Annotated in this window: 19 protein-coding genes and 1 pseudogene; 10 read left to right on the top strand and 10 right to left on the bottom strand. The window is 51.2% G+C overall.

All coding sequences use genetic code 11. The features are described from left to right. The first annotated feature begins 1 nt into the window (after window position 1). Genes AB8B75_RS17530 through AB8B75_RS17540 form a run of 3 tightly spaced genes read left to right on the top strand, consistent with a single transcriptional unit; the run spans window position 2 to window position 1,172 of the window. The gene (locus tag AB8B75_RS17530; RefSeq protein ID WP_405364106.1) at window positions 2-502 is read left to right on the top strand and encodes a Na+/H+ antiporter subunit E; all 501 of its coding nucleotides are present in this window, start codon (window positions 2-4) and stop codon (window positions 500-502) included. After that, a complete protein-coding gene (locus tag AB8B75_RS17535) occupies window positions 499-786 on the top strand; it encodes a K+/H+ antiporter subunit F (RefSeq protein WP_405364107.1) in 288 nt (95 codons plus the stop codon). Before AB8B75_RS17530 ends, AB8B75_RS17535 begins: the two co-directional genes overlap by 4 nt. After that, entirely contained in the window at window positions 783-1,172 is a 390-nt protein-coding gene (locus tag AB8B75_RS17540) for a Na+/H+ antiporter subunit G (protein ID WP_405364108.1), read from the top strand. The genes AB8B75_RS17535 and AB8B75_RS17540 overlap by 4 nt, the downstream gene beginning before the upstream one ends. A 410-nt stretch (window positions 1,173-1,582) precedes the next feature. Here AB8B75_RS17540 and AB8B75_RS17545 read toward each other — a convergent pair whose 3' ends face one another. The 5 genes and pseudogenes from AB8B75_RS17545 to fliL all read right to left on the bottom strand — a co-directional run bounded on the left by AB8B75_RS17545 (window position 1,583) and on the right by fliL (window position 6,270). Then, complete coding sequence (locus AB8B75_RS17545) at window positions 1,583-3,841, bottom strand: hypothetical protein (RefSeq protein ID WP_405364109.1); 2,259 nt, start codon at window positions 3,839-3,841, stop codon at window positions 1,583-1,585. Further along, a complete protein-coding gene (gene motA, locus AB8B75_RS17550; RefSeq protein ID WP_405364110.1) occupies window positions 3,838-4,707 on the bottom strand; it encodes a flagellar motor stator protein MotA in 870 nt (289 codons plus the stop codon). Before motA ends, AB8B75_RS17545 begins: the two co-directional genes overlap by 4 nt. A gap of 67 nt (window positions 4,708-4,774) precedes the next feature. Further along, the gene (locus AB8B75_RS17555) at window positions 4,775-5,389 is read right to left on the bottom strand and encodes a MotE family protein (protein WP_405364111.1); all 615 of its coding nucleotides are present in this window, start codon (window positions 5,387-5,389) and stop codon (window positions 4,775-4,777) included. Then, the gene (locus AB8B75_RS17560; RefSeq protein WP_405364112.1) at window positions 5,386-5,775 is read right to left on the bottom strand and encodes a hypothetical protein; all 390 of its coding nucleotides are present in this window, start codon (window positions 5,773-5,775) and stop codon (window positions 5,386-5,388) included. The genes AB8B75_RS17555 and AB8B75_RS17560 overlap by 4 nt, the downstream gene beginning before the upstream one ends. Before the next feature lie 9 nt (window positions 5,776-5,784). Then, window positions 5,785-6,270: pseudogene (gene fliL, locus AB8B75_RS17565) on the bottom strand (flagellar basal body-associated protein FliL). Between the two features lie 122 nt (window positions 6,271-6,392). Between fliL and fliF the strand changes: the two are divergent. Genes fliF through fliP form a run of 4 tightly spaced genes read left to right on the top strand, consistent with a single transcriptional unit; the run spans window position 6,393 to window position 9,644 of the window. Further along, complete coding sequence (gene fliF / locus AB8B75_RS17570) at window positions 6,393-8,018, top strand: flagellar basal-body MS-ring/collar protein FliF (protein ID WP_405364113.1); 1,626 nt, start codon at window positions 6,393-6,395, stop codon at window positions 8,016-8,018. Then, window positions 8,018-8,617: an ABC transporter ATP-binding protein gene (locus tag AB8B75_RS17575; RefSeq protein WP_405364114.1), complete on the top strand. Its 600-nt coding sequence runs from the start codon at window positions 8,018-8,020 to the stop codon at window positions 8,615-8,617. Before fliF ends, AB8B75_RS17575 begins: the two co-directional genes overlap by 1 nt. Beyond that, on the top strand, window positions 8,610-8,903 hold the full coding sequence (locus AB8B75_RS17580; protein ID WP_405364115.1) for a FliM/FliN family flagellar motor switch protein: 294 nt from the start codon (window positions 8,610-8,612) through the stop codon (window positions 8,901-8,903). The genes AB8B75_RS17575 and AB8B75_RS17580 overlap by 8 nt, the downstream gene beginning before the upstream one ends. 24 nt (window positions 8,904-8,927) lie before the next feature. After that, window positions 8,928-9,644, top strand: a complete 717-nt coding sequence (gene fliP / locus AB8B75_RS17585) for a flagellar type III secretion system pore protein FliP (RefSeq protein WP_405364210.1) — start codon at window positions 8,928-8,930, stop codon at window positions 9,642-9,644. A gap of 1,502 nt (window positions 9,645-11,146) precedes the next feature. Here fliP and AB8B75_RS17590 read toward each other — a convergent pair. Then, window positions 11,147-11,353 (bottom strand): hypothetical protein, encoded by a 207-nt coding sequence (locus AB8B75_RS17590; RefSeq protein WP_405364116.1) that lies wholly within the window; start codon window positions 11,351-11,353, stop codon window positions 11,147-11,149. Between the two features lie 165 nt (window positions 11,354-11,518). Between AB8B75_RS17590 and AB8B75_RS17595 the strand changes: the two genes are divergently transcribed. From AB8B75_RS17595 to AB8B75_RS17605, 3 genes are all read left to right on the top strand, one after another. Beyond that, window positions 11,519-12,478, top strand: coding sequence for a DUF1403 family protein (locus AB8B75_RS17595; RefSeq protein ID WP_405364117.1), 960 nt, complete (start codon window positions 11,519-11,521; stop codon window positions 12,476-12,478). A 20-nt stretch (window positions 12,479-12,498) separates the two neighbouring features. Continuing rightward, window positions 12,499-13,095 (top strand): SMC-Scp complex subunit ScpB, encoded by a 597-nt coding sequence (locus AB8B75_RS17600; RefSeq protein WP_405364211.1) that lies wholly within the window; start codon window positions 12,499-12,501, stop codon window positions 13,093-13,095. Window positions 13,096-13,758: 663 nt separating this feature from the next. Further along, the gene (locus AB8B75_RS17605; protein WP_405364118.1) at window positions 13,759-14,790 is read left to right on the top strand and encodes an NADP-dependent oxidoreductase; all 1,032 of its coding nucleotides are present in this window, start codon (window positions 13,759-13,761) and stop codon (window positions 14,788-14,790) included. Between the two features lie 376 nt (window positions 14,791-15,166). On the opposite strand, the gene AB8B75_RS17610 is transcribed toward AB8B75_RS17605, so the two are convergent. The 4 genes from AB8B75_RS17610 to AB8B75_RS17625 are packed head-to-tail and all read right to left on the bottom strand — an operon-like array spanning window position 15,167 to window position 21,030. Further along, window positions 15,167-16,321, bottom strand: a complete 1,155-nt coding sequence (locus tag AB8B75_RS17610; RefSeq protein ID WP_405364119.1) for an ABC transporter permease — start codon at window positions 16,319-16,321, stop codon at window positions 15,167-15,169. Further along, window positions 16,318-17,346, bottom strand: coding sequence for an ABC transporter permease (locus tag AB8B75_RS17615; RefSeq protein WP_405364120.1), 1,029 nt, complete (start codon window positions 17,344-17,346; stop codon window positions 16,318-16,320). Before AB8B75_RS17615 ends, AB8B75_RS17610 begins: the two co-directional genes overlap by 4 nt. After that, entirely contained in the window at window positions 17,343-19,265 is a 1,923-nt protein-coding gene (locus tag AB8B75_RS17620) for an ABC transporter substrate-binding protein (protein WP_405364121.1), read from the bottom strand. The genes AB8B75_RS17615 and AB8B75_RS17620 overlap by 4 nt, the downstream gene beginning before the upstream one ends. Then, window positions 19,258-21,030: a dipeptide ABC transporter ATP-binding protein gene (locus AB8B75_RS17625; protein WP_405364122.1), complete on the bottom strand. Its 1,773-nt coding sequence runs from the start codon at window positions 21,028-21,030 to the stop codon at window positions 19,258-19,260. The genes AB8B75_RS17620 and AB8B75_RS17625 overlap by 8 nt, the downstream gene beginning before the upstream one ends. Between the last annotated feature and the right edge of the window lie 66 nt (window positions 21,031-21,096).

Genomic DNA, 21,096 nt, shown 5'->3' on the forward strand with positions numbered 1-21,096 from the left:
CATGATCAAGGCCTATCGCTGGCTTTTGCCACATCCCCTCATATCTTTGTTGCTGGCGGTCGTATGGACCATTCTGCAAAATGATATTTCAACGGGTATGGTCGTGTTTGGTTTGATCTTGGGCGTGATCATTCCATGGGGCACTTCGGTCTGGTGGCCGGATACCCCACAGGGTTTTCACATGGGGCGCATGATCACCTATAGTCTGATCGTAATGTGGGACATTATGGTCGCCAATGTTCAAGTGGCGTGGATTGTTTTGACGCGGCCCAATTCCAAATTGCGTCCTGCATGGATTGTCGTTCCGCTGAAACTACAGCAACCCGAAGCGATCACCGTGCTGGCGGGCACCATTACGCTGACACCCGGCACGGTCTCTGCTGATCTGTCCAGTGAAGGTCATAGCCTGCTGGTACATGTCCTGGATACAGATGATCCGGATGCGGTGCGGGATGACATCATACATCGCTACGAGCGTCGCTTACTGGAGATATTTGCATGAGCTTTGCAACCGATCTGATGAATTTGGCGTTGATCCTGGCTTTCGTAGTGCTCGCCATCGCGCAAGTGCTATCGATGATCCGCCTGATAATGGGACCGACCACAGGCGATCGCATTCTGGCGTTGGATACAATGGTCGTAAACGCCATTGGGTTGATCGTGCTTTTAGGTATTGCCCAGGGCGTACGTGTCTATTTTGAGGCTTCGATGATCATCGCAATGCTGGGGTTTGTATCGACGGTCGCCTATGCCCGTTTTGTTCTACGAGGAGATATCATCGAATGACCTCTGAAATCATTGGAACATATGCTGTTGCCATTGCCCTCTTGATCGGATCAATCTTTGCTTTGGTAGGCGCGATCGGGTTGCTAAGGTTCAATGATTCAATGACCCGACTACATGCGCCAACAAAGGTTGGTACCGTCGGCATCGGTTCATTGCTTCTGGCCTCGATGATCCATGCTCATACTTTCGATGATGGCTCCATGCATGAGGTGCTGATCATGGCATTTCTGTTCGTGACGGCACCAATCTCGGCGCATTTCATTGCAAAGGTGAATATCCACAAAAGCGCCTGCGAAACACCCCCTTCGCCGACGCGCGACGCTACTTGGTCGACTTTAGATGTACCTGAAGCTGATCGAGACATCAAAGTTTCAAACCCGGGATAATGCACAAGTGTGCAAAGGTGTCCCGAAACTAAAATATCTCCTGATTCAGCAATCTATGTCTTGCCTTATGACAAATTGAAATCGAACCGCCGCAAGGACCGTTGCCTAGAGTCTGTCAGATCCTTTGCACCCATTTTGTTTGAGCTTCAGACATCAATTTTGTTGATCATCGAAATGACTGGAATTTCCGCGAAACAGCACCTCGGTGTTGGTGTACTCCTTCGGAAGATTTGCTATGAAAGAGGTTCTCTACATCACACACGGTTAAAGTTTCCCGCAGCGACTTCCCGGTTGTGAGGAGGCGTGATAGCGGTCAGTGTTCCATGGGTTACGCTACAGTTCCGGTGTTATACTGCGCTCAGAAAATACAGACGCGTTTCAAGCATGGTTATTCGAAGCCTTGATCGGAGCTACTGAGAAACAGTGACCTTTTCAAGTAACTGTGCCACGATTTCCCTCGCCGCGGCACTTTCTTCCAATGCGCTCGAAGTTGCGGCGATCATCCCGTTTTCGGTCGAGATATCTTCTACAGGTTCTTCTGCCAAACTACGAATGTCGCCGAATACAGGCGAGTTTTGAGAGGTAAGGTCAACCCAATCATCAGATAGCCAAGCTGCCCTTGACGCTGTTTCTGGCGCGCCGGAAGATTGAAACAATTCAACTGCCCTACCGTTTTGGCCAAGATCTAGGAATGATCTTGCACGCAATTCGTCTACTGCTTTGCCTGTTTCGTCTTCCAAAACTTGCAGAGCGTCTCGTGGTTTCTCTAAATCTAAACTGATCTCAGCTACTAAGATGTCATGTTCTTTCGACCGCAAATCACTTGGAAGGACTGATAAAGTCTTTTGGGCAAGACTACTGAATCCCATTTCATTCAATCTTTTAGCGACAGAGAGAACTGATTGCTCCGTAAGGTCACTATCGGAGATAGGATAGTGAGAAAAAAATACTTCAAGGAAGTCTTCGTCGTTGGCGTCTTTTGCTAGAGCGGAAAAGATATATGACTGCAATTCGGCTGAAATTGTAGCGTCTTGATAGAGAACCGAATTTTGGAGAGATTTGATCGCTTTTGCGAATTGGCCAGACAAAGCGGCAGCCAACACATGAGCCCGAGTTAACTGCGTGCCAATGGGGCTGTCTTCGAATTCGAAAGCATATGATTCAATCAAAAGCGATATGTCCGCAGGCACAGGTGACAGATCGTTCACCCTGTTTTCCACAAATGCGACCAATGCTTCCGGAGATTCCTTGCTATTTGATTGAGTGATATCAGAAAGGAGTTTGTCGGCTGCGTCTATGTTGCCTTTTCTTTGTTCAATTTTGGCTCTTGCTAAATTTGCGTCATTAGCACCTTCCGACTTAGACAAGTTAACGCGGCGCAGCGCAATTGACGCGGCCTCGGTCTTTCCCAGTTCAGTAAATCTTTTACTCAACGCTGGAGCAATTTGATCCCTAAGATGTAAAGGCAGTTTTATTAATGTGCGCAGCGCAGCATCTTCGTTTACAACTTGATCCCTTGATACCGTTCTTGCGGCCATAATTGCCCACAATGACAACTCAGAGTCACAATCCGCATAGCGGTGTACAGAACGCGGGTTTTTTGCGAAACCAAAGTCCACAATGCTTGCCAAATCCATCAATTCGGGATTGGATTTTGTCAATGTTTCCGACAAACGAAGAACTTGCTTTGCTTCTGCGCCAAATCCGAAAAAAACATATAACCGTGCCAGTTCAAGAGCTTTGATTTCGTTCAGTCGACCAACTTCAGAAAAGAGACTTTCGCGGACTGATGACACTTGTTCATGGAATGGTCGATCGTCACCCCAATTTGTTACTTGAACTGCTGTCGAGTCAGGGCATACCCCACCAGACGACATCAAGTCTAATGAATCTCGTTCAATGGGAATGTCGCGGCTATTAGTTATTCTGAGGTTGCCAAGTTCATTTTGTGCATCAGGCAGGGTCTGTCGAGAGGAGTCAAAAATCTCTGCCTCTGGCGTTTCTTCTTCTTCAGTTACTGGCAGGTTGAGTTGAACTATTGAGGGTTCCACTAATCCTCTGGAGGCCGCCGCAGCCACTCCTTGTAAAAGCCGGTCTCTGGTTTCAGCTACAACCGCAGCTTCAAGATCGGATATCAATTCGTTCTGTGCAGAATCCAAGTCCGTTGTATCCTCTTGTAGGACATCGCGTTCTAAATTGCTCGGGTAAGGGCTTTCAGTACCAGACCAAAGCAATTCGCCGAAGTCGAATTCAGAACTTGGCTCTAACGAAACAAATGAAGGATCACTTACACGATTTTCCTCCGGTAGCGGGGGGCCATCGATTACGTCAACAACTAGAAAGTTACCGCTTTCAACGAAAACTTTTGTATCGCAAGCACAAGAAAGAACCAATTCTAGCCTGGAGGGATATTGCACGATGTTTGTCAATTGGTTTCGAGGTATGATGTCGAAAACACGGCTGATATCGAATCCGTCTTCGTGTCCAAGAAAAGTAATGTACTGCCTTCCAGGAACGCTGGACATTTCCCATCTTACAGACGGTGGCACCTGCATTACAAGCCGGGTAAAACCGTCATGATCGCCGGAACGAACGTTGATTGGACTGGCAACCGCTACACTCGAAAACCAATAGGTTAAGACCCAAAAAGCTACAGTCAGCTTCTTCATGCGGCACCTTGTTTCACGGATTTTAAGGCCTCTTCAAGTTCGGAAAAACTCGGTCGGCAATGCGATGGTGTATTCTGACGCCCGACTTCAATACAAATATTGGTGGCGTGTGCATGAAGGTTGGCTACCAGCACTTCGCGAATGAGTTGATAGAAGTGACCATCTTCTTCAGTAACGGTTTTCACTTTGGCGGCAAAAGGGCCAACAAAACCGTACGCGAGAAAAACGCCGAGGAATGTTCCAACCAACGCTCCGCCAATCAGCTTTCCCAAAACTTCGGGGGGTTGATCAATCGACCCCATTGTTTTGATAATGCCCAAAACCGCGGCCACAATTCCCAGCGCAGGCAAGCCGTCGGCCACTTGTTGCAGAGCGTGGCTGGAGTGCAACGCGTGATGCATGTTGGCTTCCATTCGCTTTTCCAAGACCTCTTCGACTTGATGCGGATCGTCATAGTTCATCGAGGCCGATCGCATCGTGTCACAAATAAGCGCAACGGCTTCTTTGTCTTTTATTATTTTTGAATACTTGGAAAAAATCGAGGATTCGTCTGGAGCTTCGATATGCTCTTCAATCGCGACTGGATTTTGACGTGCCAATCGAATTAGCTCGAAAAGTAAACAAAGCAGATCCTTGTAGTCTTTGTGCACCCATTTTGGTCCCTTAAATACACGACCAAGATCGCCTATCGTGTGTTTGACGGCGGACATACTGTTACTAATGAAGAACGATCCCACGGCTGCACCGCAAATCATCATCATTTCAAAAGGCAATGCCTTTATTATGATACCCATTTTGCCGCCAGCGGCTAGATAGCCGCCAAATACCATGACAAAAATGACTACAATGCCAACGATTCCAACCATGTTGTTCCCCGGAGCAATTCAACAAAGGCATCATCGCAAAAGGAGGTTAAAAAAACCTCTGCACGCACTATCCTTTTGGAACATCTGCATTTCGGCCAGCAAGAATAACACTAATTGAATAGGCAACCTCGGGAGACAGGCCAGCCATTATGCCGGCAGCGGCATCCGGCCTCATCCGACCTAAGAAACCGGCTGCAAACGCTGGTTCCATTTGTTCAAAAAGAGGGGCAGCTTGCTTAGGTTTCATATTTTCATAGACCGCTGTTAACCGTGCCAAGTCATCTTCGGCTGCAGTGTCAGCCAGTGCTAGCAGGCCGCGCAAGGAGTTTTCCGCCTCTTCCAGAACGGTAAGTCTTCGTTGCAATTGCTCATCTGCAACGCTCAGAGCTTTCATACGTACTGCGATCTGGTCTTCTTTTTCGGCAATCTTTGCTTCACGTTCTTGAAAAGTCCGCAACATTTCGGACATTCTGCTTTTGTCCTCTGGCGACATACCGCTGCCTGTGAGAGCTTTTGGTTTAGACTCTTCCTCCTTGACCTCGGAAACCATCGGATTTTCTGTCGCGACTGCTTGGCCAGCGCCGACGCCAATTCGTATCACTGCCGAACCGACCAACAATCCGACGATGAGGAGAACAGAACCACGTCCACTACGTCCGGAAAAAAGTTTTTTTGGTTTCATTGGTGCGTCTCCGTTGCCCGATGCCTGACGAACATGGGTTCGGCAGCCGATTGCGGCGTAACCGGAGCGGCACGTTCTTGCGAAACTACAGATGGCTGTTGGTCTGGTATGTCATGCAGCGATGCCATTTGAAGCTCCAACTTCCGAGACATTTCTTCTGCACGCTGTGTCAGATCTGTCAAAGTCTGTGCTGATCCGGCGGCAGTGCTTTGCGCTGAAGAAAGCGTCTTGGTAAGGTCATCCACTTGCGCGGACAACACTGCAACAGCGCCGCCCACACCTTTTTCCAAGTCATTGAAACGGTTCAATCGTCGACCTAGGACGAAACAGTAAACGCCCGCGCCCAAGGCTCCAGCAGCGAGTAAGATATCTGCGATAAGGTTCATTTCACCCTCCTAGTTCAGTACAAATTCCATAATGAGAAGATCATTCACGCGATCTCTACCCGCTGCGATTTGCACACGGCGCAGCATTTGTGACCGGAGGCGCGTCAGCTACGATGGATCTTGAATATCGCGCACTTCGATTGCGCGCAGATAGCTGTTCAAAACATCAACGACGCGCGGCAATACTTGCTCCACTTCGTCAGCATGTTGTTTCGATACTTCGAGTTGGGCACGAAAGCGCAAGAACTTCTGTGCACTTTGCTGCGGTAGCGAAACGGTGATTGGTTCAAGAGGAATAAAGACGACTTTTGGCTGAGAATCTTGAACTTCTTCCTCTTCAGGAGCCTCCGCCGATTCGGGACCTAAAATCATTCCGCTCCACGTTGCAAAGAAGCCTCCGCCGCCGCCTGCCAACAGCAAGACAAGCCCAATTATTAAAGGCATTTTCGACGATTTTGGTTCAATTTCTGTATCATCAGTCGTTGCGTCGGCCATGATTAATCCATTTGCAGTTGCGAAAATGGTTATAGACGCGATTGCACTAACCGATTGTTAAGCCAGATAGTTCATTGCTGTTGCTACCGCCGGACAGAACGTTCGGTTTGACGGAGGTTATTGTGCAGCAACTTTTGAATGCTTGGACCGGGCTAGAGCTTCGCCGACAAGTCATTGTTATTGTGGCCACTGGAGCGATGTTCTTTGCAATTCTGGCAATGACCAGAATGGCTTCTTCTCCTTCAATGACTCTTCTTTATTCTGGTCTTGAGAGTGGTGCTGCAGGAGACGTTGTACGTTCTCTTGAACAACAAGGCGCAGTTTTTGAGGTGCGTGGTGGGTCAATTTTTGTTTCCTCAAAAGACCGTGACCAGCTCAGGATGACGTTGGCGAGCGAAGGCCTCCCGCAAAACTCCAACCGAGGCTATGAGTTGCTCGATACGTTGTCCGGTTTTGGCACTACTTCACAGATGTTTGACGCCGCCTATTGGCGCGCCAAAGAAGGTGAACTCGCGCGCACAATTGTTTCCAGTCCACATATTTCAATGGCCCGAGTACACATCGCCAGCACTGGATCAAATCCGTTTCAACGAGGCGTGACGCCGAAAGCTTCAGTAGCCGTTACGCCATCTGGCGCAGCACTTACCGGACCACAGGCAAAAGCGATCCGCTTTCTTGTATCTTCCGCTGTCGCTGGATTGGCATCGGAAGATGTAGCGGTAATTGATGCAAATGGCTCGCTAATTGGGGCTACAGACGAAGCTGCTCCGACTAGCGGGGGAGACGACAAGGCGCAAATTCTGAAAGATAAAGTGCAAAGACTCCTGGAAGCACGCGTCGGTTTTGGAAACGCAATTGTTGAAGTCAGCGTAGACACAGTAAACGAAAGCGAAGCGATCAGAGAGAGGTTTTTTGATCCTGAAGGTCGGGTTGCCATCAGCACTGACACCGAAGAAAGAACAAATTCTTCAAATGAAGCCGGTGGTGGCGACGTAACCGTTGCCTCTAATTTGCCAGATGAGGAAGGTGGTGCAGGAGAGAATTCTTCGTCTCAAAACAGTGAGAGTCGAGAGCGCATAAACTATGAAGTGTCCGAAACAGAACGTGAGATCTTGCGTAGCCCCGGCGCGGTCAAGAGACTAACAGTTGCCGTATTGGTAAACGAGACGCTGACAACTGCCGAAAACGGAGATGAGACTTTTGCCCCACGCGAAGAAGCCGAATTAGAAGCCCTTAGGGACTTAGTTTCATCCGCTGTGGGCTATGACGAAACCCGTGGGGACATCATTACAATCAAATCGATGGCCCTTCAGAGCGTGCCAGCGCAAGGGACGGCTGCCAGCACATCGTTTATGGATGTCCTCAGTGTAGATTTGATGTCAGCGATTCAAATGGCTGTTCTGGCTGCGGTTACATTGATTTTGGGACTTTTCGTTGTTCGACCACTGCTTATGAAACCAACCCCACCTGTCAATGAAGCTGTTGCTGCATTGCCTCCCGGCGAAGAACTGCAGTCAGATGAGGCAGGTTTGACCGGTGAAGTTACGTCTGACGAATTCGACCTCCCGGAACTGCCAATAATTTCAGGATTTGGCAACGATGACGTGGGCGGATTGCCAGACTTAAACATGGCCGGCGGCCTTTCAGATGATCCGGTGGATCGCTTGCGGAACATGATAGGCGAGCGCCAAGAAGAAACTGTGGAAATTCTGCGTGGTTGGCTAGAAGACAAAGAGGAGAAAGTCTGATGTCTTTGTCACATCGATACCGAAATTTTGGAGGTTCGAAAGCAGAACCCAAGACCGGTGAATCTCTTAGTACCGAGGGCATAGAAGACCAAAAACTTCAATCTTTCGAGGAGGGTTATCAAGCCGGTTGGGACGATGCAGTCAAAGCTCAAAACGACGCAACGATGAAGATTAGCGCCGAATTTGGTCAAAACCTTCAAGACATGTCTTTCACTTACCAAGAAGCAATCTCCAAACTCACGCTCTCCATCGAGCCCGTTATGGCGCAAATCGTAGACAAACTGCTTCCCTCTTTGGTGAGCCAGGCTTTGAGCGCTCACGTCGTGGCAGAACTTACCGGTTTGATTAAAGAAAGTTCTGGGCAACCGATCGAGATTGTTGTGGCACCGGAAAACGTAGAGACAGTGAAAGAGCTTGGAGAGAAAAGCCTTACAGAGACATTTGAAATCGTCGAAGAAGCTTCGCTTGGGCAAGGGCAAGCCTTTGTTCGGATTGGTTCTGAAGAAAGAAGTATTGATCTGGATTCCGTGATCACTGGTGTTTCACAAGCTCTAACCGCGTTTTTCCACGAGACCCAACAGGAGACTAACAATGAGTGATTTGCCCACTGATCAGAAACCCGCTTCGGAAGTCTCAAACCCATTTACATCGGTTCCGATAGAACTGAGTGTATGTGTTGGCAAAGCAAGGCCACTAATCAGAGAGCTCATTGCGCTTGGCGAGAATGCTGTTTTGCCTTTGGACAAATCCGTAGACGATCCTGTTGAACTCTACGTCGGTGACAGATTGATTGCGCGTGGCATGTTGGAAGAAAGTGAGGACGAGAAAAGTGGTCAACTGGTTGTCCGTTTGACGGAGATCGTTGATTTACAAGCAGGCCTCTGATCATTGTTTTCCCATCGCGCTTTCATCGCCTTCCTGGTCCTGAGTAGCTTTTTACTAGGAACGGAAGCCGGTGCTCAGGACCTGTCGTTTTCTTTTGGAGACGATGATTCAATCAGCGCGCGCACTATTCAGTTGTTTGCACTAATAACGGTTTTGAGCCTAGCACCTGGTTTGGCAATTATGGTGACTTGCTTTCCGTTTTTGGTAACGGTTCTTTCGATCCTGCGACAGGCGATTGGACTCCAACAGTCACCGCCCAACATGTTGATCATAAGCTTAGCCTTGTTTTTGACATTCTTTGTCATGGAACCCGTTTTTGTCCAAGCTTGGAACGAGGGTATTATGCCGCTGAACGATGAAGTCATTGACATCGAAACTGCATTTCAGCGTACGTTAGAACCATTTCGAGTTTTCATGGCAGGTCGTCTAGATCCGGAAACGTTTTTTGCGATGGCCGAGTTACGACCAGATACGATCGAAGCAACACCAACAAAAGATGCTCCGTTGTCAGTTCTTGTACCCAGCTTCCTGCTTTCCGAAGTATCACGGGCTTTTCAAATTGGGTTCCTAATTTTTTTGCCCTTTCTAATAATCGATCTGGTAGTTGCGGCGGTCCTGATGTCGATGGGTATGATGATGGTGCCTCCAGTAATCGTTTCACTGCCTTTCAAACTTGCTTTTTTTGTTATCGCAGACGGGTGGAGTTTGATCGCCGGAAGCTTAGTAAGGAGCTATTTTTAAAAGCCCTTGCAGTCATGATCGGCTTCGCTGGAGCGGTCCAGATTCCGACCAGCGCATGAACTGGCTTTCTTGCCTCGTATGGTCAAGTTGTTAGGGCGGCGAACGTCATCGTTCAATTTTCTGCGGTCTATCAATACCACTTGCCCCCTTTGCAAAAGAAGAAGGTCAGCCCAAAGCCACAAGAGAAAACAAAAGACTGTAATTGCAGGCAAGATCATATCACTTGATTTGCCGCCTGTTTGCAGAATTGGCAAAATGAGGGCCAAGATTGACGGTAGTCGACTAGATACCACTATGATTCGAAAACCACGCTCTATTGTCGCTTGATTTGGTAAATGGAAGGTCGGCAGGATTGCACCGCCAAGTTTCCCGCCGGCCAACAGAACGCCGGCGAAAACTGCTATCGCTGCGTTTCCCATCCAAACGAGTGCAACGGTCAAAGCAATGGCCGCAAGCCCAGAGATCAGGTCACCTATTTGGGTTAAGCGTGGGTCGGGTATTGGATTGCACTGCCACGCGCGATGATAAATTTCACCGGACACCAAAAATATCAGCATGGACCCGCTCAACCAAAGTGAACCGGGGCTGCCAAGCAAGTGCTGACCGACGGCTTCAACGATACTGGTTTGGTCCCAAACCTCACGAATTTGAAAAGCAAGTCCGGACAGCAAGGCAAGAAGGTTGCCAATGTTGTAAAGCGCACCTGGTCCAACTAAGCGTCTTCTGAAACCGGGCGGAAAAATTGATGAAACGCGCTTGGTCAGCTTGGCTCCATGATTTTGCGACCTCTTGGCAATGGGCTGCAAATGGGCTGCATTGCTACTATTATTCATCGCACTACCCTCTAACTATTCACTTGCAATTGCTGCGCTCTGGTTTGAGGCGGAGCACGGGGCTACATGATAGGGTCGCGTAAAAGAAGCGTTTGATGAGTTTTCGTTGATTCTGAAAATAGACATAAGAACAGCGGCATACATAAGGAATCTTGGCCGTCATTCTCCAGAAACCCGGCGTTCGATGGGTAGTCTGAACGGTCAAGAAGTGCATTTGTGAGTTGAGACCCAGGCGATGCGAATGCAAAAACTGAAGTGCGCAGGGTTTTAAAGAATGTGGGCTGATCCAAGGCTTCAATGTTTTTGTGCCTTGAGAAAAGCTGAACGAGACCTTGACCTTGCATCGGGGTAATTGTGCGGTGACGTGAGAAATGATTTGGTCGGACAACCGCGATGAGCGACCAAAACATCCGGCGTTTGTTGATCATTAGTATGACCAAGCGATTGCGACAGCATTCAGTGAACTCGGGACATGAGGACGCTTGGGCGATTGATTGAATGGCCCGCAGATCTGTGCGCCTGGTAACGGTGAAAACGCATGTAAGAAAGCAAGTATTGTTTAGATGGCGTAGAGAATGCGCGACTACTACCGGCCCAACCCAAGGTAAATGCGGACGAAGTTCCGGATACGATGCAGTTGCTCGTCATGACACACGCCGTCGCGTTGTTTCATGCCGTTGGTTGAATTCTCCAGATCTTGCCCCGCAAATCTTCCGACACGACGTTATCCAGTAAGTTGTGTTGCAACACGCGCTTGAACTTGGCGTTCTCGTTTTCCAGTGTCGACAATCTGGGTGTATCTGACACATCCGTCCCGCAGTATTTGGATTTGAATTCGTAGAACCCGGCTTGGCTCTCGCCATGCTTGTGGTTCATTCCGATGATTTGTGCCTAGATGAAACGGCTCTTTCGCAATCGTTTGTGCCTTCAAGTGGTCGAGCACACTCCACATTGGAACAAGAGAGATTTCACACGGGCAACGGCAGGCGCTTACCTAACTATTATGTGGCAATAAGCGCCGCCGCCCTCTAGAATTCTGACATGACATATCAGCCGTCAGTGGTTTTGGAAGATCTTAGCAAGCTTACGACAGTACCCGCTTGGGCGACCGCGCGGCCCATCGAAACTCAAGAATCTTTGGCTTTTCGATGTGGCGCCGCGTGCACTGTCCTCGATACCCTGATTACTTCACCGATTTATGGTGTTCCGACGCGACTTTTGGCCAATCGACTGGCACTTAAGGCGGCAACTTCGACCTCGAAACTAGAAGGCAGACTGGCGCTGGCAGCTGACATTCGTGATGCATATTATTTGACACCTTCCGATGCAGCGCGCGGGCCCGACGGGGATTTGCTCGCTTTCTGGCGCGACATCGCGCGACTACGCATCAGAGGACGTGACTGGATAGCTGGAGTTAATGAATTGGCGGGTTCCAATTTCGAAGATGTCGAGGATTGGATCGGCACTGGAATTGCCATGGCGCATGCCAAAGGGCCTTTGGCAGGCTGCGTGTGGGTGATGCGTGTAGTTTTGTCCGCCAACGATCGTTCTGAGCGGATTGCCTGCATGCTTTCGGACATCGTGATGGCACGCGCTCTGAACTGGAAATCCGTAATACCGGTTTCGTCGCAGGGTTTGACCAAAGCGATGTTGCGAAACCTTGTTGCCGACGAGCAAGATGCCAACTTGGAAATCCAAAGCCGAATCCTGAAATCAGTCGAAGATACAATCACCCAGGCGCGGGAGCTTGCCTATTCGGCCTCGGCGCTGCGGTCCGTTGCGCCTAAGCTCAGGGCAAAAGGTTCGGATGCCGCTGTCGCACTGTTTCTGACTGAAGACGCAGTCGCGCCATCCTCGATGCTTGCGCCGACGATCCAAGGTACATCATTGCGCATGACGGATCGCGCGGCGCGGCGATTTTGTGATCGGCTGGTGGCTTTGGGGGTGGCGCAGGAATTGACCGGCAGACCGACGTTTCGACTTTACGGAGTCGCGCCGTGACCGCCAATCCGACGAGTGCCATGACGGCAAAAGTGCAGAAAGGTTCGGAGTTGGAAGGCAATTTTGACCGCGAACTCAGAGAACTGCCTCAGGCGTTGCGCTGGCGCGAGTGGATGAGTCGTATTGAAGCGATACTTTTTGCAAGCGCCTCTCCTGTGACCCGAGAGGATCTGGCACGCGTCATCGGCAAGAAAGCGTCGGTTGAGATCTTGATTTCGGACATACAAGCTGAAATTGCCGGTCGGCCCTATGAACTGGTCCAGGTTGCTGGGAGTTGGTTGTTCCGAACGAAGTCGCAATTCGCTGAAGCGATCAGGGTTGCGGCTGATCTTGGGGATATGTCGCTTGGCCTCACCGAAGTGGAGATGGCTGTGCTATGTGCTATTGCTTACCATCAACCGATCGATCGGGCAGGTTTGGCCGATATCTTCGGCAAGGAAGTTAGTCGAGATCTTTTGTCACGCCTTCGGTACAAAGACCTGATCGCGAATGGCCCACGGTCTCCACGCCCTGGTGCGCCGCATACCTTTGTGACAACGGAAACATTTCTGGTAACCTTCGATTTGCAGACACTAAGAGACCTTCCAGAGTTACTGTTCCAAAGGGAGGGGGAATAAGCTGCCCTGATGCAAGCTATTGATGGCAAAGCGAAACCCCGTTGCCTCATAGTCGGGAGGAAGATAGCACCCGTGCAAGTCACGTCGGTAAATTGGACGTCTAAAATGCGGACAAATGGCAACCTGTCAATTTAATTGGCTGTATTGAACGTCTTTTGCAAAGCACAAAAGGCGAATCAAAAAAGGGCAGTGGCGTAACGCTGAGCGTTATGATCCTTATATCAGATCACACATTTGGTCATGGGTAATGCCGTGAATGGGTTCTGCAACGAGACAGGCAACCGATACACGATTGAAAAACCAGAAAGACCAGTTAGTGGTGTACTAGAACTTTTTGTTTCTACATTTGCGTCCGCTGCCAGATCTTAAGCTTTCCAGTGGTGTTTTTTGCGAGTAATTTGGACCAGCGACCCGCAACCTTTTACAGTCGAAGCAGAAACCCGCGCGAAAGGGCGGATTTCCGGCAATTCCGTTCTTTGTGTAAATGTGCATCGCGGATCAGGTCACTCCACAATTGAATAATGAGGCGCAGAGGCCGGCGTTTGCAAAGTGGCGATGTCGCGCTGTAAGTCGTGTTTGAGAGACGGTGGAACGCGACTGGTCAGTTTGTATTGGATGTGATTGGTTTACCCGATCAAACCGCGTGACAGCACAGGAAACCTTATGTCCCAGTCCAGCACCGAAAACCGCCGTATAGTTCTGGCTCAACGACCAAAAGGGTTGCCAGATGCAGACACACTCCGCCTTGAAACCGCCTCCATACCCAAGCCGGGTAACGGAGAAATGCTCCTGCGGACAAGCTACCTGTCACTTGACCCTTACATGCGAGGCCGAATGAACGATGCCAAGTCCTATGCTGAACCGGTCAAGATTGGCCAGGTGATGACGGCTCAAGTCGTGGCTGAAGTCATCGAATCCAATCTCGAGGGTTACGCCGTGGGGGATCTGGTGCTGGCAGGATCTGGTTGGCAGGACTACGCGATTTCGGATGGGACGCAGGTGATCAACTTGGGTCAGAATCCAGAAAACCCCTCATGGGCTTTGGGGATTATGGGAATGCCGGGCTACACGGCCTATGCAGGATTGCTGCTGATCGGCGACCCAAAGCCTGGAGAGACGGTTGTTGTGGCAGCGGCCTCGGGTCCCGTCGGGGCGACTGTTGGTCAAATTGCCAAGATCAAAGGGTGCCGCGTCGTAGGTGTTGCTGGCGGTGCGGAAAAATGCGCGCATGTTGTCAACAACCTGGGCTTTGATGAATGTATTGATCACAGATCTGAGGATTTCAGCGAGAAACTGAAAGCCAGCTGCCCGGATGGGATCGACGTTTATTTTGAAAACGTGGGCGGCAAGGTGCTTTACGGCGTGCTTCCGCTGTTAAATTCTTTCGCGCGCATGCCGGTTTGCGGTGTTGTGTCGTGGTATAATCTTCCAGGGTTGCCAGAGGGCAATGATATGGGCCCCGCGATAATGGGAACAATCTTGCGGATGAAGGTTAAGGTGCAGGGTTTTATCATTTTCGACAGTTTTCCTTTGAGCACATACAAGGACTTCCGTCGCGATATGACGCAATGGATTGCGCAGGGTAAAATCAAATACAAAGAACAGGTTGTGATGGGATTGGAAAATGCGCCTGAAGCTCTCAATGATGTTCTTCTTGGACGCAGTTTCGGAAAAGTCGTAGTGAAGGTAGACTAGGACTACAATGGCCATCGGCTCGCAGGATTTGCGATTTCATAAGGTTGTCGACTATCGGCGCAAAAGTTGGCCATCCTCCTGACCCAATCGCCGATCTGATTTAGACAGTAGATAAAACGTTTGTTGACGTCTCTGTTTGGGACAAAGGACCTCTGCTAGCCCGGTGTTCTGCCGTATGGTTGACACGACTGCATCGCAATGCGTGTTACGGCCGAGACCCGTGTTTCCCGGCTTGCTCACAAACATGGTTCCGCAAGGTGTTTGTACATGGATTTGCCGGGTTTAACTGTAGGTGCCGGAAAGCTGCGTTGATCTACAGGTCTACCCGACCAGGCACTTTTCTGTCCTAAGAGTAACCCATTATGAGTATGTGACGTCAGGTCTTGTAAGGGTCGAGTGATGCGCGCAGCCCGTCACCAAGGAAATTGAAAGCCAAGACAACGAAGATGATCGGCAGCATTGGAATTGCAGTCCAGGGATAAATTTCTATCGAAGCCAGGTTTTGCGCATCGTTAAGCATGACGCCCCAACTCACAGCAGGCGCACGCAGGCCAAGGCCGAGAAAGCTGAGCGCTGTCTCGCCAAGGATCATTGCCGGGATTGAAAGGGTCGCGGAGGCAATCAGGTGGGACATGAAGTTTGGCAACAAGTGCCGCCGGATGACACGCCCGGGTTTTGCCCCCATCATTTCCGCCGCACGCACATATTCTTCCTCTCTCAGCGAGAGGAACTTGCTTCGGACAGCCCGTGCGAGACCTGGCCAGTCGAGGATCCCGAGAATGATTGAGATTATGAAGAACACGGCGACCGGACCCCAGTTCGATGGCACCGCAGCGGAGAGCGCCAGCCAAAGGGGGAGTTCGGTCAGGGAGCGCAGGATTTCGATCACTCTGTTGATCACCCAATCGGTTTTGCCGCCAAAGTAACCGGCAATGGATCCGAAAAAGATACCCAGGACAAAAGACACCGTGATCCCGATCAGGCCAACCGTGAGAGAGAGCTGTGCGCCATAAAGGATTCGACTGAAGACATCTCGCCCCAGTCGGTCGGATCCCCAGAGGAAGATGGTTGCCCCTTCGGGTGCGCAGAACAGATGCGTGTTTGATTTGACCAGACCAAAGAGCTTGTATTGGCTGCCCTCGCAGAAGAACTGTAAGGGCATGGGTATCGATGTGTCGGTTTCATAAGTCCAACGATAGCTGACCAGATCGGCTGTTGCCGTGGTCGGATAAACAAACGGTCCGACAAACTCTCCTTCGTGCCAGAAATGCACCGATTGAGGCGGCGCATATAGGTAATCGGCACTGCGCTCATTGGGAGTGTAAGGTGCGATAAAGCCGGCTATGGGCAACATGAGATAGCTGATCAGAAGGAACAGACCGGAAATCAGCCCCAGCTTGTGACGTTTGAATTTTCGCCAGACCAAAACCCAATTCGGCGCGTCCATATCCGAGCGTTCCAGCGCAGAGAGATCCACGTTGTCGGAATAGGGCGCATCGTCGACATAGCGACCGTCTGGCAACTCCGTCATGATCCGCGGGCTCCGTATCGAATGCGCGGATCCAGCAGAACCAGTAGCAGATCAGACACCATCGTGCCGATCAGTGTCAGCAGGGCCACAAACATCAAAATGAAACCTGCCAGGAATTGGTCTTGCGACTTAAGCGCCGTGAGGAGCGAGGGTCCGATGGTTTGCAGGCCGAGCACCACAGACACCAGCACGGAGCCTGATACCATGGCAGGCAGTAGATTGCCGATGTCCGCAACAAATGGGTTGAAGGCCATGCGAAGCGGATATTTGGCCAGCAGTTTCGCGGGTGCAAGACCTTTGGCTTTGGCGGTTTCCACGTAAGGTTTGCTGAGTTCATCCAGCATATTGGCGCGCAAACGTTGCATCATTGCAGCCGCCCCTGATGTGCCGATAACGAAGGTCGGGACAATCAGGTGAACGAGGATGGATTTGACCTTGTCAAAAGACATAGGCTCGCCCTCGAATTCCGGTGACATCAACCCACCGATGGGCAGATCAAAGTATTTGTTGCCATAGTAAAACAGCATCAACGCCAGCAGAAAGTTGGGCGTCGCCAACCCCAGATAGCCCACAAAGGCAGAAGTATAATCCACCCAAGTCTCGGACCGCGCCGCCGCAATGACGCCAAGAGGCAGGGCTACAAGATAGACAAAGAGCACAGCCGCGAGATTGACCAGTACGGTTAACCAAAGCGCATCACCGACAATCTCGGAAACCGGGCTGTCAAATTCAAACGACCAACCGAAATTGCCCTGAATGAGTCCGTACCAGCCTTGCGGCCCGGGCGCCATACCGACCCAGATCAGGTATTGCTCCCAAATGGGCCGATCCAGAGCGTATTCGGCACGTAGGAATTCCGCCTTGGCCACGCCCTCTGCCTGTCCGGTTGCGCGCAGTTCGGCGATCTGGTTGGAGAGGTAGTCGCCGGGAGGCAGATTAATGATCACGAAGATCATGATCGACACGACCCACAGCGTAAGCAACATGGTGATGAACCGGAAAACGGCGTATCTGAGTATCATCATTGCGAAAGCTGCTGAAACGGTTCGTCGTAGTAAAATTCATCTACGCGGTGGATGCCGAAATGCGCGCCGGGGTCCCACGCCCATTTGGCGACTTCGGGCACATTGCGCAGTCGTTTTGAGACTACAACTGGTTGCGGTGCTTCTGCCAGTATCCCGATGCCGTATTGTTGGTCAGCATGAATGGCCAACATTTCCCGCCAGATTTCCGCCCGTTTTTCCACATCCGTTGTGTGATCCCAATCCCAGCTGAGCTGCATCAACCTTTGTGCTTCGGGCATATCCGGCTTTTCACCAACTTCGCCACCGGTTTGGTAGTATTGCCCCCATTTGGGCCAGGCAAAAAATTCCTGATGTGTGGGGGCCAGGTATTCGGGCGGTGTGTACGCCTGAGGCAATCCATTGTCCCATCCAAACCAGACTGCTGACATTGACAGCCCGGAATAGACCCGGTTTCGCAGAATGTCGCGGTCCAAAGGTCGCATAACCAGTTTGATGCCAATTTCGCGCCATGTATCCGTGATGATGGCCAGGGCGTTTTCGACTTCCTGGCGCTCGCCGGCTGTTTCGATGACGAATTCCATCGGGCGCCCGTCATGCAATTTGCGTATGCCGTCCGCCGTGCGTTCGATCAAACCCATTTCATTTAACAGTGCATTGGCTTTGGCAGGATAGTAGATCGACCATGAAAAAAGATTGGCCGGGTCAAAAAACGGGCTTTTGGCCAGCGCCGTCATACCCCCTTCTTTGGCCAGTCCGAAATACAGCGCGCGATTGATCATACGCCGGTCGATGCCGAGGCTCAGCGCGCGTCTGAAACGCACGTCACGGATGACTTCGCGCCAAACCGGGTCCGCAAAGTTGAGGTTGGGATAAATGGCGATCTGATTGGCTGCGCCATTTGCCCACAGAAGGGTTTTATAATCGCCACCATCGGCTTCACCCTTTTTCAGGATGGAGATATCCGGGAAATCAAGGCCCCGTGCTTGAAGATCAACCTCGCCCGCGTTTGCTTTGGCAGCAATGAGGCCGCCGCCGACAATGGTCATTTCCACGATGTCGATGTATGGCAACTGCACGCCTTTTGCGTCGATGCGATGGTAATATGGATTGCGCACAAAGAGATTGCGGCTCGATTTTGTACCGGAGGCATTCATCCAGGGCTGCAAGGTCGGCAGGTCCGGATTGTCAAACTTGTACATGTTGTCGCGGTCATTGTGCAGCGCGGCCCAAGCTCTGACCCGCGCCTTTTTGATGGCCTTCTTCAGTGTTTTGGCGTCCGTGAAATCCGTGTGGAATTGCTTGAGGTAATGAGCCGGACGATAGAGGAAAAAGGGGCTGGCCTGCGCCAGCAGTTGCAAAAATTGCGGGTTGGGTGTTGGCCATTCAACCACGACCGTATGGGCGTCGGGAAAAGTGACATCCGCCAGAACGCCATCGACGATCATGTGTTGCGGCGGGCCTGCCGGGCTGAGTTCGGTGTTTTGCGCCACATGTTTCCAGTAATACTCGAAATCTGCTGAAGTGAAGGGATGACCGTCAGACCAACGGTGCCCCTTGCGCAGATGCAGGGTGAACTTGCGCCCCTCCACGACTTCGATATCGCGAAGTATATCGGCGCGTAACTTGTAGTTTTGATCGTATCCAACAAGGCGTGCGTAGCCGTAAACGACCATTTGGCGAACGTCTTTGGAGCGCGATACCAGCGTCCGCAGTGTGCCACCCTGCTCACCAAATGTGCGCCCTTTGGCGGCAAGATCGATCACCAGTGGTTCTTGTGGAATGCGCTGTTGCACAGGTGGCAAGCTGCCGTTGCCAACTTCCTTTTGCCAAAAACTGCTTTCCTGTGGTTCAGGCATGTCCGCTTGTGCTGGCAAGGTCAGGGCCAGCCATATGAGAAATAGGCAAATAAATCTAAACATGGCAACGCACCTTATGGCCGGGTTCCAATTCGGTCAAAGCCGGGGCCGCAACGCCTTCAAATCGAAAGGCTTCGGGCCAGGTTGACGGGTTTCCTGCACCTTTGGCTACCAGCCCGAGGTCAATCGGTCTGGAAATGTCAGGTTCAGGCTGCGCGGCGATCAAAGCCTTGGTATATGGGTGTCGTGGATTGTAGAAAAGAGAATCAGGCGGTGCCTGCTCCACAATGACGCCTTGCCGCATTACAGCGACATCGTCCGCGATGCGTGCCACTACGGCCAGATCGTGACTGATGAATAGATAGCTCAGACCAACTTGATCTCTAATGTCTTCAAGGAGGGTCAGAATTTGTTCTTGTACCGATACATCCAATGCAGAGGTTGGTTCGTCACACACCAGTAGAACAGGGTCCAGCGTCAGCGCGCGGGCAATCGAAAGCCGTTGTCGCTGGCCACCTGAAAAAGCGTGTGGGAAGCGCGTCAGCATCGAAGGATCCAACCCAACCCAGCGCAGCATTTCAGCGGCTTTTTCGCGCCGCTCAGCATTGGAACCAATGCTGTGGATTTCCATCGGTTCGGTGAGCGCCTGCTGCACCCGCATGCGTGGCGATAGGGACGAATAAGGATCTTGAAAGACCATTTGGGCTTGCCGCTGGAATGCCACCCGTTCCGCTTTTGTCATGGCATTGATCATGACCGGCGACGCCGCTGCTGACGGTCGAAAAATCACCTCGCCGCCGATGTCCGGCGTCTCTGCCCCCAATGCTATGCGTGCACAGGTCGTCTTTCCAGAACCGCTTTCACCAACGACGGCCAGTGTTTTACCACGCTGGAGCGCGAGATTGACCTCATGACAGGCCGCTACGGTCATAGGTTTGCTCCAACCGCCCGCCCGCATGGTGTAGGTCTTGCAAACGTCACGCATTTCCAGGATCAAGTCATCGTTTGGTGCGGCACGTGCGGGCGCGGCAACTTCCGGGATCAGCGGAGCGGCTGCAAAAAGCTTCTTGGTGTAGCCATGGGCAGGAGCTCCCAAAACCGCTGGAGCCGGACCGCGCTCCATCACACGACCCTTGTTCATCACGACAACGGTTTCGGCCATATTCGCCACGACACCAAGATCGTGGGTGACCAGGATCACGGCCATACCCGTGTCTTTTTGAAGGTCTTTGATCAGACCCAGCACTTGCGCTTGTGTGGTCACATCAAGAGCAGTTGTTGGCTCGTCGGCAATCAGGAGATCCGGCTTTGCCACCATGGCCATAGCGATCATTGCCCGTTGCCGCATGCCACCGGACATTTCAAAGGGATATGCACGCCACACTCTGGTAGGATCTGGAAATCCGACGCGCTCGAAGGTGTCCAACACCGTTTTCTTTGCCTCTGCAGGACGCATGTTGCTATGAAGATGCAGGACCTCGGAGACCTGATCGCCCAGCCGATGGAGCGGAGACAGAGAGCGCATCGGCTCCTGAAAAATCATTGATATCTGATCGCCGCGGATCGATCTCATCGCACGTTCCGGCAATCCGAGGAGCTCCATTGATTTGCCGGCACAATCAAATTTGATAGACCCGCTGCGGATCTGTGCGCTATCGGGCAAAATGCGTAAAACGGACCGGCATGTGATGGTTTTGCCCGAACCGCTTTCACCGACCAAGGCCAGGGTTTCGCCAGGCATCACCTGGAAACTAACGTCGCGTACGACCGCTTCTGCTGATCCAAAGCCGATGCTCAAATCCTGGACGTCAAGCAGAGGCGTTGTCACGTTTCGGTCACTTCCCTAGATAATCATCGCCAAGAAAGCCATTCCCCGGCTCGAACAGTCAACTTG

Source organism: Roseobacter sp., assembly GCF_045106495.1.
Taxonomy (GTDB): Bacteria; Pseudomonadota; Alphaproteobacteria; order Rhodobacterales; family Rhodobacteraceae; genus Roseobacter.